10 protein-coding genes are annotated in these 14,654 nt (G+C 41.5%); 3 read left to right on the forward strand and 7 right to left on the reverse strand.

From position 1 onward, the window contains the following. Positions 1-260: 260 nt before the first annotated feature. The 3 genes from AB4140_RS00210 to ackA form a co-directional block, all read right to left on the reverse strand. Positions 261-710 carry a hypothetical protein gene (locus AB4140_RS00210; RefSeq protein WP_371999299.1) on the reverse strand — a complete coding sequence of 150 codons (450 nt, stop codon included), beginning with the start codon at positions 708-710 and terminating at the stop codon, positions 261-263. An 806-nt stretch (positions 711-1,516) separates the two neighbouring features. Further along, on the reverse strand, positions 1,517-3,664 hold the full coding sequence (gene pta / locus AB4140_RS00215; RefSeq protein ID WP_102439877.1) for a phosphate acetyltransferase: 2,148 nt from the start codon (positions 3,662-3,664) through the stop codon (positions 1,517-1,519). A 71-nt stretch (positions 3,665-3,735) separates the two neighbouring features. Next, positions 3,736-4,935 (reverse strand): acetate kinase, encoded by a 1,200-nt coding sequence (gene ackA / locus AB4140_RS00220; protein WP_102439876.1) that lies wholly within the window; start codon positions 4,933-4,935, stop codon positions 3,736-3,738. A gap of 177 nt (positions 4,936-5,112) precedes the next feature. On the opposite strand from ackA, the gene yfbV reads away from it, so the two are divergent. Beyond that, complete coding sequence (gene yfbV, locus AB4140_RS00225) at positions 5,113-5,556, forward strand: terminus macrodomain insulation protein YfbV (protein ID WP_102439875.1); 444 nt, start codon at positions 5,113-5,115, stop codon at positions 5,554-5,556. Between the two features lie 55 nt (positions 5,557-5,611). Here yfbV and pflA read toward each other — a convergent pair whose 3' ends face one another. Together pflA and pflB are read right to left on the reverse strand one after the other, a co-directional pair. Next, the gene (gene pflA / locus AB4140_RS00230; protein ID WP_371999301.1) at positions 5,612-6,343 is read right to left on the reverse strand and encodes a pyruvate formate lyase 1-activating protein; all 732 of its coding nucleotides are present in this window, start codon (positions 6,341-6,343) and stop codon (positions 5,612-5,614) included. A gap of 88 nt (positions 6,344-6,431) precedes the next feature. Continuing rightward, on the reverse strand, positions 6,432-8,714 hold the full coding sequence (pflB, locus tag AB4140_RS00235) for a formate C-acetyltransferase (RefSeq protein ID WP_371999303.1): 2,283 nt from the start codon (positions 8,712-8,714) through the stop codon (positions 6,432-6,434). A gap of 531 nt (positions 8,715-9,245) precedes the next feature. On the opposite strand from pflB, the gene focA reads away from it, so the two are divergent. Together focA and yfcC are read left to right on the forward strand one after the other, a co-directional pair. Beyond that, complete coding sequence (gene focA, locus AB4140_RS00240; protein ID WP_102439872.1) at positions 9,246-10,160, forward strand: formate transporter FocA; 915 nt, start codon at positions 9,246-9,248, stop codon at positions 10,158-10,160. Between the two features lie 352 nt (positions 10,161-10,512). Beyond that, positions 10,513-12,039: a putative basic amino acid antiporter YfcC gene (gene yfcC / locus AB4140_RS00245; RefSeq protein ID WP_102439871.1), complete on the forward strand. Its 1,527-nt coding sequence runs from the start codon at positions 10,513-10,515 to the stop codon at positions 12,037-12,039. A 114-nt stretch (positions 12,040-12,153) separates the two neighbouring features. Here yfcC and AB4140_RS00250 read toward each other — a convergent pair whose 3' ends face one another. Beyond that, entirely contained in the window at positions 12,154-13,230 is a 1,077-nt protein-coding gene (locus AB4140_RS00250; protein ID WP_371999305.1) for a methyltransferase, read from the reverse strand. A gap of 277 nt (positions 13,231-13,507) precedes the next feature. Beyond that, positions 13,508-14,473 carry a cysteine synthase A gene (gene cysK / locus AB4140_RS00255; RefSeq protein ID WP_102439869.1) on the reverse strand — a complete coding sequence of 322 codons (966 nt, stop codon included), beginning with the start codon at positions 14,471-14,473 and terminating at the stop codon, positions 13,508-13,510. Between the last annotated feature and the right edge of the window lie 181 nt (positions 14,474-14,654).

Below are 14,654 nucleotides of genomic sequence, written 5' to 3' on the forward strand. Positions count from 1 at the left end.
ACCCCTAATCATAGACATGCCATGCACCTTACAAACGACCTAAGATTGATAGGAGTTATTATGGAAGTTCATGAATATGATAATGCTTATTACCAAGTAAAAGACGATGTTTTAGAGTCGTTACCTACTGAAGAAGAATAAGCGGATCGAACTAATAGTATTAGCTCTTTCACAAGCATAAAAAAAGCAGCCTCAGCTGCTTTTTTTATGCTTAAAATTGGCGAGTCGAGCTAGCTTAACTCACGTTGGCTAAAGACCGCTTACAGGTCAATGCGGCCCTTTTCAGTTATTACGCCAGTGATGGTCCAACGGTTACCGGTTTTAATGAGTTTAATGGTACGGTCATCAACCCAAGGGTTGCCGCCTTTTAAGCCTTCCATTTTAACTTTTACATCAACTTCATCGGTAAATTTGCGGAAAAAGTCGATATTGATATCGTCAACACTCATATTAACCTCTGTCATGGACAGCCCCAACACATGGCGCTGTACTGCTGAGGCAATATGGTAATGGGAGATGATATCTTTTAATTCTTGATTGACATAAATCATGGCTTGATTGATATCTCTATCAACATAAATAGCATTAAAGAATCCCAATGATACTTCTTCAGGGGAGAGTGGTTTTTCTAATCGGCCTTGAGGGTTTTGTTCAGAAGGACTGCAGGCACTTAAAAGTAATAAACAGATAATAACAACGATTTTATGCATGATGAGTTGATAAGGTAAAATAAGATGATTGAGTATCGCTATTTAAAGGCTCAGACACAAGAATAACGCAAATATTCCAGAAAATATTAAATAGATCTTGACTGAAAAACTCAGCCGTGGCATATCTTAGTAACTCAATACTTCGACAGCTATGTATAACTTCATGTTATCCACAAAATCTGTGGACAACTATGTTGAAGACTATATTCTGCCTGCGTAACGTCATGAAAATTAACAGTTATCAATGCTGGTTAAAAAATAACATCATAATTTCCCCCTCGAATCTTTTTACTTTTCACTTGCTTTTTTATCATTTTATCCTTGCATTTGGGTAATAAATCCTTTTAGGTCGTTGAAAATTCAACCCTTGTTTAATGCTGAAACCCTATGCAGATTCATGTCATAAATGCAGTGTGAATAGCGGCGTTCTTGCTGGGGATATTTAGTGGCTTACAGACCACAACAGATTTTTATTACTCGATGACGTATGACGTGCATGGATGAGCAATTTACTGATAATGGCATAGGTTTTTTACCATAGAAGGTTACTGAGGTATTTTTAAGGTGGTAGCGGTTAATGGCAGGGTATTTTAAGTAGGGGAAGTGAGAGTAGCAAGTTGTAAAGTCGCCTGCTTGTTAGCTTAAATTTTGGTTTTACAGCCTAATAACAGGGCTGTCATTGTTCAGCTTTTGTAATTACGGCTTAGTTTTAAATGAATTTGGCCCCAAAAAAAAGCACTAGCGTTAGACGTTAGTGCTTTTCGGCTTAAAACTTAGCGCAGCTTACATCGCGCTACTTAAAGTCATTAAGCTTGTTCGTTTTGTTTAGCTTGAATCGCAGTCAATGCGATGGTGTAAACAATATCATCGACCAATGCGCCGCGTGATAAATCGTTTACTGGTTTGCGCATACCTTGCAGCATTGGACCAATACTGATCAGATCAGCACTACGCTGTACCGCTTTGTAAGTCGTATTACCAGTATTTAAGTCTGGGAATACGAATACCGTCGCTTTACCAGCTACAGGGCTGTTAGGCGCTTTAGAACGGGCCACATTTTCCATCACTGCCGCATCATATTGTAATGGACCGTCAATGACTAAGTCAGGGCGTTTTTCTTTCGCGATACGGGTTGCTTCACGTACTTTATCAACATCAGAACCGGTACCTGAAGTACCCGTTGAGTAGCTGATCATCGCAACGCGCGGCTCAATACCAAATGCAGCAGCAGATTCAGCTGATTGAATGGCAATATCTGCTAATTGATCAGGGTTTGGATCTGGGTTAATCGCACAGTCACCATAAACAAGTACTTGATCAGGCATCAACATAAAGAAGATAGATGACACTAAGCTTGAGCCTGGCGCTGTTTTAATTAACTGCAGCGGTGGGCGAATGGTATTGGCAGTGGTATTTACTGCGCCTGAAACGATACCGTCAACTTCATCTTGCGCCAGCATCATGGTGCCTAACACCATGTTATCTTCTAACTGCTCTTTAGCGACAACTTCAGTAAGGCCTTTGTGACGACGTAAATCAAGCATACCTTCTACATAGCGCTCACGTGCTTGCAGTGGATCGATGATTTGTACGCCTTCACCTAAAACCACATCTTGTGATGCAGCAATACGTTGAATTTCTTCTGCATTACCTAAAAGTACACAACGGGCAATGCCACGTTCAGCACAAATAGCGGCAGCTTTAATGGTTCTTGGCTCTTCACCTTCAGGCAGGACAATGGTCTTTTTCGCAGCGCGAGCAAGTTCAGTTAACTTGTATCTAAATGCTGGTGGCGATAAACGATGTTCTCTTGGCGAGTTTTCAGTAACGCTTTCAATCCAGCTTTGATCAATATGACTGGCAACATATTCTTGAACGTAGTCAATACGTACAGCGTCATCAACCGGTACTTCATGGTCAAAACGTTGAATATTAAGCGATGTCTGCCATGTGTTACTGTCTACAAGGAATACCGGTAAACCGGTATCAAAGGCACGTTCACACAATGCCATGACTTCTGGTTCAGGCTCGTAACCACCAGTCAGTAATAACGCACCAATTTTCACGCCGTTCATGGCGGCAAGACAGGCTGCGACAATCACGTCAGAGCGATCCCCTGAGGTGACCAATAATGAGTCGGTGCGCATATGAGTAACCATGTTTGGAATACTACGGGCACAGAAGGTCACTTTACGTAAACGACGGGTGTTCATTTCACCGGCATTGATGATTTTGGCATGTAAATGCTTGGCTAAATCAGATGCACGTGGAGACACTAAGTCCAGGTTATATGGCACGCTACCTAAAATGCGTAATGGGCTTTTACCTGGCAGTTGGAACATCGCTGATGAATCAGCTTTGTTAATGTCGGTGTGATCAAATATCTCTGATAAGTCAGGACGTGTTGCGCCTTCTTCATCAACAGGTGCACCAATTTTATTGATGATAGAACCAATAAGACGTTTGTTTTTAACGCCGCCCCAAGAGTTATAAGCGATTTCTAAGCGGTTCATTAGACCGTTAGGTGAATCGTTACCCGGAGTCGCGATGAAAATGATATCCGCATCTAATGCTTTAGCAATTTCAAAGTTAATGTCATCTGAGAAAGGGTGGTTACGCGTTGGCACTAAACCTTCAATAACGATGGTCTCAGTGTTTGATGCACATTCACTCGCGCGAGCAATGATTTGCTCCATGAGTACATCAATTTGCTCTGCACGGATCAGGTTCTCAGCATGTTCCATTGAAAATGGCTCAAGCGGGTTAACCGTTGGAGAGTGACTTAAAATGGTGGTTGAACGTTCAGGGCCGGTATCGCCGTTACGGATTTGCGCGATAGGCTTGAAAAATTGAACTTTAACACCTTTGCGCTCTAAGGCACGTACCATCCCAAGGCTTAATGAGGTTAAACCTACACCTGTGCCGATTGGAATTAACATGATATTACGAGACATAAAAACCTCTAATATAAATTGAACAAAGCCTGTTTAATAACAGGCTTTAAAAAGAATTAAGCAATTAACGATTAAGCAGTGATCAGCTTGATAGCATCTTCTGCGATAACCCATTCTTCGTTAGTTGGGATAACCATCGCAACTGTGCTGCCTTCTTCAGTGATAATACCTTCATTACCGAAACGCGCTGCAGTGTTCTTTTCTGCATTCACTTGGAAGTTGAAAATTTGCAGCATATTAAGTACTTTTTCACGGATGAGATCTGAGTTTTCACCGATACCACCAGTGAAGATAACAGCATCTAAACGACCTAATGGCACAGTGTAAGAAGCAATGTACTTAGCTAAACGGTAGCAGAAAATTTCTAATGCTAAGGTTGCGCCTTTATGGCCATCTTTATAACCGTCTTCAATACCGCGGCAGTCGTTAGTCAGCTCTGAAATACCTAATAAACCACTTTGCTTATTGATTAAGTTATGAACTTCATCAAGGGTGTAACCTAATTGGTTCACTAAATGGAACACGATTGAAGGATCCATATCGCCACAACGTGTACCCATTACTAGGCCTTCAAGTGGTGTTAGACCCATTGAAGTATCAACGCTCTTTCCGCCTTTAATGGCAGTAACAGATGCACCGTTACCAAGATGGGCAACGACAACATTAGTATCAGCAACGTCTTTGTTTAATACTTTAGCGGCTTCGCGGCTAACAAATAAGTGGCTAGTACCGTGCATGCCATAACGACGAATACCATGTTCACGGTATAGTTTGTAAGGAAGTGCATAAACATAAGCACGCTCAGGCATGGTTTGGTGGAAAGCTGTATCAAATACCGCAACTTGAGGAAGTTTTGGGAATGATGCAATAGCAGCGCGAATACCAATTAAATGTGCAGGGTTATGAAGTGGTGCCAGTGATGCACAGTCTTCGATACCTTTGATCACATCTTCAGTGATAAGCACTGAACGAGAGTATTTCTCTCCACCATGAACAATACGATGACCAATAGCTTGGATTTGAGCAGCAAGTTCTGGCTGACCAGCAAGAATATCTTTAACAATAAATTCAACCGCTTCACGGTGAGCAGTAAATGCACCTAAACTAGCTTCATTTTTCGCGCCGTTTACTTTCCATTTAATACGTGAATCTTCTAAACCGAAACATTCCGCAAGACCAGAGATATAATCATCACCTGAAACGGCATCAATAACGGCAAATTTTAAAGAAGAGCTACCACAGTTGAGAACCAATACGAGTTTTTCTGACATGTTGAGACCTTTACATTCTAATCGAACAAAATTTAAATTGATGTGAAACCTTGTTATTTCAACAATCAATCATAGTTAATGATTTACAAATTAGCCGATAAATTTAGCTGAAATTTGGGGCTAAATAGGGCTGTGTGCTATTGTGCATGTATCTATTAATTGATTTAGGGCATACCGTTGAACGTAAAAGTATTCAAAATCATCGGCGATGGTCGACGTTATATGAAAACGTGGCCAATGATCCGACAACTTGGGTTTTATTTCCCTGAATACCGCGTTGTAAGGGCAACCCATTTAGGCATCATGTTCATGCCTTTTTTTGCTATTTTGGCTGCAATGAGCCAAGTGTATGTCAATGGATGGGCGTTTTTGCCCCAAGCCATTGCCATTTTATTATTTTTTATCAGCTTACCTGTTCAAGGCTTGCTGTGGTTGGGCTGGCGTGCAAGACACCCGTTGCCACTGACCTTATTTGATTGGGCTAACCAACTCAGTGCAAAGCTAACCGCAATGGGGATTAGCAATAAACCGTTGGGCCCTAAAGCGTGTTACTTAGATATGGCAGTGATTTTAAAAGTGGCCTTTGACCGTTTAGATCGCAGTTACTGGGAAGAGCTATAGCCTTCAAGGGTTACACACTTTAAAAATGACTGAGTCAATCATAAGTTAGCGAAACTTAATAATTGGCACTTATTCCACGCTCGACGAATACCGCTTTAATGGCTTCCATCGTTTCTTTACTTGGCGGCTCTACACCTTCTAACGGATAGGTTTCACCGAAAGCTTCCCACTTATGGGTGCCAAGCTGGTGGTAGGGCAGTAATTCAACTTTCTCAACGTTTGTCATCGGCTTGATAAAATCTGCCAAGGCAATGGCTGAGTCGATATCTTCAGTAAAACCGTTAACCACAACATATCTAACCCAAGTTTTTTGCTGACGTTTAGCAAGGTGCTGTGCAAATTGCAGTGTGCGTTGGTTGCTCACTTTGGTTAAATCAATGTGTTTGGCATCATTCATTTGCTTGATATCAAGCAATACTAAGTCGGTGTTATCGAGTAGTTTATCGATAATCGGTGTGTATTTTCGAACGAAACCATTGGTATCGAGACAGGTATGCAAATCGTTTTGTTTACAGGCTTTAAAGAGCTCGTTTACGAAATCAGCTTGAAGAATCGCTTCTCCACCAGTTGCTGTAACGCCACCTGATTTTAAGAAAGGTTTGTAGCTGATGATTTGGCTCATGAGTTCATCAACACTGACCTCTTTACCACCATCTAAATCCCAAGTGTCACGGTTATGGCAGTATTGGCATTTCATTAAGCAGCCTTGCATAAAGGCAACGAAACGAATGCCTGGGCCATCTACTGTGCCAAAAGACTCGATTGAGTGAATGCGACCTGTGGTCATGAGAACTCCGAACAAACAAATGAAAAAAGGTTGTGCTAATTAGCAATAGTGACATCACTTATATTAGCACAACCGATTTTAGTTGATATTACATGCTTTTAGTAAAGGTACGTGTAATAACATCTTGTTGCTGTTCAGGTGTTAACGCGTTGAAACGTACCGCATAACCAGACACACGAATGGTTAACTGTGGGTATTTTTCAGGGTTAACAATCGCGTCTTCAAGCATTTCGCGGTTCATTACGTTAACGTTTAAGTGTTGACCACCTTCACTGTTAGCGTTGCTCATGAAGTAACCATCCATCAATGATGCAAGGTTAGCACGACGTCCAATTTCATCTTTACCTAGTGCATTTGGCACGATAGAGAATGTGTAAGAAATACCGTCTTGTGCGTGAGCAAATGGCAGTTTAGCTACTGATGTTAATGAAGCGATTGCGCCATTTTCATCACGACCATGCATTGGGTTAGCACCCGGAGCAAATGGTGCGCCAGCTGGACGACCATCAGGTGTAGTACCCGTTTTCTTACCGTATACAACGTTAGAAGTAATAGTAAGAATAGACTGTGTTGGAATCGCATTACGGTACATTTTCATGGTACGGATCTTAGCCATGAAACGTTCAACTAAGTCACAAGCGATGTCATCTACACGTGGGTCATTGTTACCAAATTTTGGATATTCACCAGAAATATCAAAATCAATTGCAATGCCGTCTTCGTCACGGATTGGCTTAACAGTACCGTATTTAATTGCAGATAGTGAATCGGCTGCAATTGAAAGACCTGCGATACCACATGCCATGGTGCGACGTACATCACGGTCATGTAATGCCATTAATGAAGCTTCGTATGAATACTTATCATGCATGTAATGGATAGAGTTAAGTGCTGTCACGTATTGTGTCGCTAACCAATCCATTAAGCCGTCTAAACGACCCATTACATCATCAAATTCTAATACTTCAGATGTGATTGCATCTGCTTTAGGTGCAACTTGGATTTTTAGTTTTTCATCAACACCGCCGTTGATAGCGTAAAGCATGGTTTTCGCTAAGTTGGCACGGGCACCGAAGAACTGCATATGTTTACCCACAATCATTGGGCTAACACAACAGGCAATTGCGTAATCATCTGATTCGAAATCAGGACGCATTAAGTCATCATTTTCGTACTGGATTGAGCTCGTATCGATTGATACTTTTGCACAGTAGTTTTTGAAACCTTGTGGCAGCTCATTTGACCATAATACGGTAATGTTTGGCTCAGGGCTTGGGCCCATGTTGTAAAGCGTGTGTAAGAAACGGAAGCTTGATTTAGTTACCAAAGTACGACCGTCTAAACCCATACCAGCAATTGATTCAGTTGCCCAGATTGGGTCGCCTGAGAACAATTCATCGTATTCAGGAGTACGTAAGAAACGCACCATACGAAGTTTCATTACGAAATGGTCAACCATTTCTTGTGCTTGTTCTTCAGTGATAACACCGTTAGCGATGTCACGTTCAACGAAGATATCGATGAAAGTAGAAGTACGGCCCAATGACATTGCTGCGCCATTTTGGCTCTTAACAGCTGCAAGGTAACCAAAGTAAGTCCATTGGATTGCTTCTTTTGCATTCGTCGCAGGAAGAGAAATATCACAGCCGTATTTTGCTGCCATTTTCTTGATTTGACCCAATGCACGATGTTGCTCTGCAATTTCTTCACGCAGTTGCATTGTGTAAGTTAAATCTTCGCCAGCTTCAAAACCTGCTTGAAGTGAAGAGAACTGAGCGTATTTATCTTGCATTAGGTAGTCAATACCGTAAAGCGCGATACGACGGTAATCACCAATGATACGGCCACGGCCATATGCATCAGGTAAACCAGTTAAAATACCAGATTTACGACAAGCCATAATTTCAGGAGTATAAATATCGAATACACCTTGGTTATGGGTTTTACGTAATTCAGAATAAGTGTATTTAACGTCTGCGTTTAATTCGCGGCCATAAGCTTTACAAGAGCCTTCAACCATACGAATACCACCATTTGGCAGCATTGAACGCTTAAGCGGCGCATCAGTTTGCAAACCAACGATAGTTTCTAAATCTTTATTGATGTAACCAGCATCATGAGAAGTAATGGTCGAAACCATTTCTGTGTCGAAATCAACAGGTGCGTGGGTTGCATTTTCTTGCTTGATGCCAACCATCACTTTTTCCCAAAGTGATTCAGTAGCTGCGGTAGCGCCAGCTAGGAAAGATTCATCACCTTCATATGGGTTGTAGTTTTTCTGAATAAAGTCACGAACGTTGACTTCTGTTTTCCAGTCGCCAGCTTCAAAACCTTGCCACGCATTTGCAAATAACTCTGTTTTATCGGTCATGGTAATTTACCTTCTCGTCAATTAACTGCTGCTGAACTGCGACTTGATGTTAGTTGATGTCTATTACAAACAAGTTAGCAGAACAAAAATTGAGATCCCTATTGATGGATGATCGCAAGGGCATCTAATCCGTTGGCTTAACCGTTATCGTAATAGCGATTAAGCTAAATTTCCCATTTATCTAAATTGGTAAGACCAATTTACCCTGCAAAGATTAACATAGCTTTGGGTTAACTTCACTTAAAAAAATAAAATCTGGCTATGCGAACAGTGAAACTGTTAAGTGCTTAACAGTTTCTGAGCAAAAAGTTTTTTATTTAATCAATTGGGTCTATTCTTGCTAACCTTTTGCAAGCGTGCTGCTAAGGCTGCTTAGCCCTATATTGCTTGCTATACTGATTTATAGCACCTTTTAGCAAAACTGATACTTAATTAGTGGCTGTTAATCTAATTGGGTCATGGTGCTGGTAGATTTTTTAATCTTTGTTCTTGGTCATACCAATTTAATTTATAGTTTTACTCGGGGTTTTTATGAAAAATGCATCTGGCGATCAACAGCAAATTGCTGCGACGCCAACCACCTTCCAAAATGCTGAAGCATTTGGTTTAGCTAAAGTTGCTAAAAGCCCTTGGCAATCATTTATGTTATCGATATTTGCCGGTGCATTTATTGCGATTGCATTTGTGTTTTACATTACAGTGACTAACGGCAGTACTATGGGCTGGGGCATGACACGCTTTATTGGCGGTATTGCGTTTAGCTTAGGATTAATTTTAGTTGTGGTGTGCGGCACAGAGTTATTCACAAGTACCGTGTTAACCTCGATCCCTTGGGCGCAGAAAAAAGTCAAAACAGCGACCCAATTACGTTGTTGGGCCAGAGTTTATGCGGGCAATTTAGTCGGCGCACTATTGATGGTGTTTCTGATCATGAGTGCGCGCATGTTTGAACTCAATGATGGTCAATGGGGGTTAAGTGCAATGAAGCTGGCACAGCACAAAATTCATCACACTTGGTCACAAGCATTTACCTTAGGTATTTTATGTAACATGTTAGTGTGCTTAGCTGTGTGGATGACCTTTGCCACCAAAGATCTCCTGACGAAATCCTTACTGATGATCCTGCCTGTAGCCATGTTTGTGAGCAGCGGTTTTGAGCATAGTATTGCCAACATGTTTATGGTGCCAATTGGTATTGCTATCCATTCATTTGCACCGGATAGTTTTTATGTAGCACTTAACCTAGACCCGCAACAATTTGCCGATCTTACTGTGAGTAACTTCGTGTTTCATAACCTGATCCCTGTAACCTTAGGTAATATAGTGGGTGGTGGGGTGTTTGTTGGCATCGGCTTTTGGTTAGTTGAACAAGGTAAATTAACCCTTGGCACTGACGGCGCAAGTCACGGCACTATTACAAGCCGTGTTGAGCCTAAAAACGATTAAGCCCCTTAGAGTATGAAGTCTGCATAGAACTACTGTCAGTCTTAATTTGAATGCCCAGCCTTTGCTGGGCATTTTTGTAGCTAGCCTTTTTTACCAAAGCGATTTCAAACTCAGCAGCATTTGATATCAAGCAATAATATCATCAGGCTTTTATTGTTGACTGGTTTTTATTCGATTAAACTTTTTCAATAACAAACGAATATGCGTTAAGGCTACTTTTTAGGCGCTAATATATTGTTAACCTGCCATTTTTAGATATTTTAACTAAAAGTCTGCAATATTTAAGACTATTTAAATGCTAGTATTTTATAAATAAAACCTACCTGATAATAACAATAACAGTGGTAATGAAATGTTAGAGCAACAAATAGCCAGTAATCCCCCCCAAACAACCAAAGTAATGCCTGATACCTTAGTGATCATATTCTTTGTTGCCTTTGCTGCAGCACTGTTGACCTATGTGGTGCCCATTGGCTCCTTTACTACCCAAGAGGCACATTATGTTGTCGATGGTGTGGAAAAGACACGCAGTGTTGTCGACCCTAATTCGTTTAGCTATGCAACAGATGAACAAGGTGAGCCACTACTTAGCCCAATGGGGCTATTTAAAGGTGATGGTGGCATGGGCTTTTTTAACTTCGCCTTTGAAGGCTTAGTCTCAGGCTCTAAGTGGGGCAGCGCAATCGGCGTGATTATGTTTATGTTAGTGATTGGCGGCTCATTTGGAGTGGTGATGGCCACTGGCACCATTGATAACGGTATTTTACGCTTAATCGATAAAACCAAGGGCAACGAGCAGTTATTTATTCCGGTTATCTTTAGTTTATTTTCTTTAGGCGGGGCGGTTTTTGGTATGGGCGAAGAGGCAATCGCCTTTGCAATTATCATTTGCCCGTTAATGATCCGCCTTGGTTACGACGGCATATGTACCGTGATGGTGACTTACGTTGCGACACAAATTGGTTTTGCCAGTTCGTGGATGAACCCATTTAGTGTGGCGATTGCTCAAGGCATTTCAGGGGTGCCGGTATTATCTGGGGCAGGGGTACGCTTTGGGCTTTGGGTTGGCTTTACCCTCATTGGGATTATTTTTACCATGCGCTACGCCAGTAAAATTCAAAAGCAACCCAGCTTGTCGTTTAGTTTTCATAGTGATCAGCATTTTAGAGATAACCAGCAAGGAACAGTAAAAGACAGTCGCTTTAATATGGGTGACATCTTGGTATTACTAACCATTGCAGCAACCATAGGCTGGGTTATCTGGGGCGTGATTGCTCATGCGTGGTTTATTCCTGAAATTGCCAGCCAGTTTTTTACCATGGGCATTGTGGTCGGTATTATTGGCATATTGTTCAACCTAAACGGCTTAACCATGAATAAAGTAGCTCAAAGCTTTAAGCAAGGTGCAGGCACCATGCTCGAGCCTGCACTATTAGTGGGTTTAGCTTCTGGCATTTTATTATTAATTGGCAGTGGGGGGGCAACAGAACCGAGTGTGCTAAACAGTATTTTGCACAGTGCAGGTAGCGTGATTGGCCAGCTACCGAATGCCTTATCTGCTTGGTTTATGTTGTTATTCCAGTCGGTATTTAATTTCTTCGTCACCTCAGGCTCAGGCCAAGCGGCGTTAACCATGCCATTGATGGCGCCACTGGCAGATCTTGTGGGTGTGACTCGTCAAGTATCAGTACTGGCGTTTCAGTTAGGCGACGGCTTTACCAATGTGTTAGTGCCTACTTCAGCGTCGCTGATGGCGACTTTAGGCGTATGCCGAGTGGATTGGGGTGATTGGGTTAAGTTTATTTGGCGCTTTATGGTAGCGCTAATGGTGCTTTCGAGCATTGCAGTGATTACGGCCCATTATTTAGGCTTCAGTTAAACAAGGCGCGATATTATTTATTATAAATGGCATTTATTAAAAACGGCATCAATGAATTGATGCCGTTTTTTTATTGTGATAACGACTAAATAAGTCATTAACTTAAAAATGAGCTTAACAAGGCTTTTTCTTACAGCGTAACAAAGTATGACCTATGCCAATGTTATCTATATCTTCATCCACATAAAGGCCTGCTTCACTGATCATTTTTAGCATATCTTTACTGTGATACATGCGGCTATTACCATTCGCTATTGCAGTAAAATATAGTGAGGTGGCGTTAACACAGTAGGCACCCGCTTCGTATGGTTGTCTGTCCCAGTAAGTCTCTAAGATACACAACTCACTATCAGAGCGCATAGCAGCAGCGGCGCGTTTTAAAATAGTGACAATTTGCTGTTTTGAGAAACAATCCAAGAATTGGCTCATCCAATATAAATCAGCATGTTGATAGAAAGGTTTATCACTATCAAGCAAATCGGTTTCAAGTGGATGCACACGATCGGCAACCTGATTTATCTTGGCATTTTCCATCGCTACAGTTAACTGCCCCGGCAAGTCCATAATGGTGATGTTGACTTGGTCATCATAGCCTGTGCAAGCAAACGCCCACTTACCTGTATTGCCGCCCACATCAACAATATGTTGTGGCTTAGATCGAAAAATTAACGGTAAAAGACTATCAAACGCATGATCGGAATAGTAATGGTCAAACTCAAACCAGCTGCGTTTAACCTGCTCAGGTAATTGGCTTAATCCCGGGTAAATGGTGTCCCAATCGCCAAGGTATTTTAAGCCTTCAGCTTTGCCATTACGAAGTGATGCTTCTAATTCAAACAAACCTTGGTAACAGACATCGTGAATAAAGTTCAGATTCTTTGCAGCCATATCATCATGTAATAAGAAATGTCCTGTTTTATCTAAGCGGTAAAGCTCATCTTTGCACCAAAGCAGACCCATACTTAGACCCATATCTAGCAAAACATGAATAGCATACTCAGATACGTCAGCATCATTTACTAACTGCGCTAAGCTAATACCTTGATCGCCTGCTGCATCAATTTGTGCCAGTAGGCCGAATTGGCTAAGGCAACGGGCCACTTGAAAGCTTACAGGTGCGAAGGCTATTTTTTGTGCTTCGAATTTAGCATCGTAGGCGGATATTTTTTTCGGTGATTGATAAAAAGACATAAAATGAAGATTGCTCTAGCAGCAGGAGAAAAAGTGCTGCGATATTAGCAAACACTATTAAATAGGAGCTTGATCTAGCTCTAGATGTTGAGCTTGTTAACGACATACTAGGGCGGGATAATGCATTTTGGGGACACACGCCTTAGAAGTTGCAGATAGTTGAATTGAAACTTACTTATGTGCAGGTAGTTACGTTTGTTTAAACCAATAAAAAGCTCTGCAAATGCAGAGCTTTTAAAGTGTTTAGCGATTTTTAGCAATCAGTCACTAAATATGGTTACTGTACGTTTTCGCTATCGCTAAATTCGCCAGCAAATAGTGCTGATGATAAGTAACGCTCTGCAGCTGAAGGCAAAATAACAACAATATTTTTGCCTGCATACTCTGGCAGTTCAGCAATACGATTCGCTGCAACTACAGCTGCACCTGAAGAAATACCCACTAAGATACCTTCTTCTTTCATTAAGCGGCGCGCCATATCAATTGCATCTTCATTGCTAACAGCTTGCACAAGATCAACCAAATCTAAATCTAAGTTGCCAGGGATGAAACCTGCGCCAATACCTTGAATTTTGTGCGGTCCAGGTTGCAGAGGCTCACCTGCTTTAGCTTGAGCAATAACTTGAGAATCAACTGGCTCAACCGCCACTGACACAATATCTTTATTCTGACTTTTTAAGTAACGGCTCACACCCGTAATAGTACCGCCAGTACCAACACCTGCTACGAATACATCGACTTTACCATCGGTGTCATTCCAGATTTCTGGGCCTGTGGTTTTTTCATGAATTTCTGGGTTCGCAGGGTTACTGAATTGACCGAGAATAAGGTACTTTGAAGGATCAGATAAACGAATTTCTTCTGCTTTATCAATCGCGCCTTTCATGCCCTTAGCGCCTTCAGTTAACACAAGGTTAGCACCTAATGCTTTTAATAATTTGCGGCGCTCAAGGCTCATGGTGTTTGGCATAGTAAGTGTTAGCTGGTAACCGCGCGCGGCAGCAACATAAGCTAGTGCAATACCAGTATTACCTGAGGTTGGCTCAACTAATTCGATACCAGCTTTGAGGGTACCTTTCTTTTCGGCATCCCAAATCATGTTGGCACCGATACGACACTTAACACTGAAACTTGGATTGCGTGCTTCTATTTTTGCTAGCACATTACCATTGCTTACTCGATTAAGGCGCACTAGTGGGGTATTACCTAGCGTATATGAATTGTCTTCGTAAATGTTGCTCATGGTTTAGCTCCTTGTTTGCATTGTCTAATGATAATCGGTTTAGGTGGCTTTAACAGTGACAGTTAGTTATTCGTTATTCCTTTTAGTTATTAAAGCAAACTCTACTATAATAATAAAGCATCTTCTTAATTAACAATCATTTACTTTTGCTGCAACAGTTAAGCACATTATTACTCGCTTA

Origin of the sequence: Shewanella sp. 10N.286.51.B2, assembly GCF_041469265.1 — a bacterium.
Taxonomy (GTDB): domain Bacteria; phylum Pseudomonadota; class Gammaproteobacteria; order Enterobacterales; family Shewanellaceae; genus Shewanella.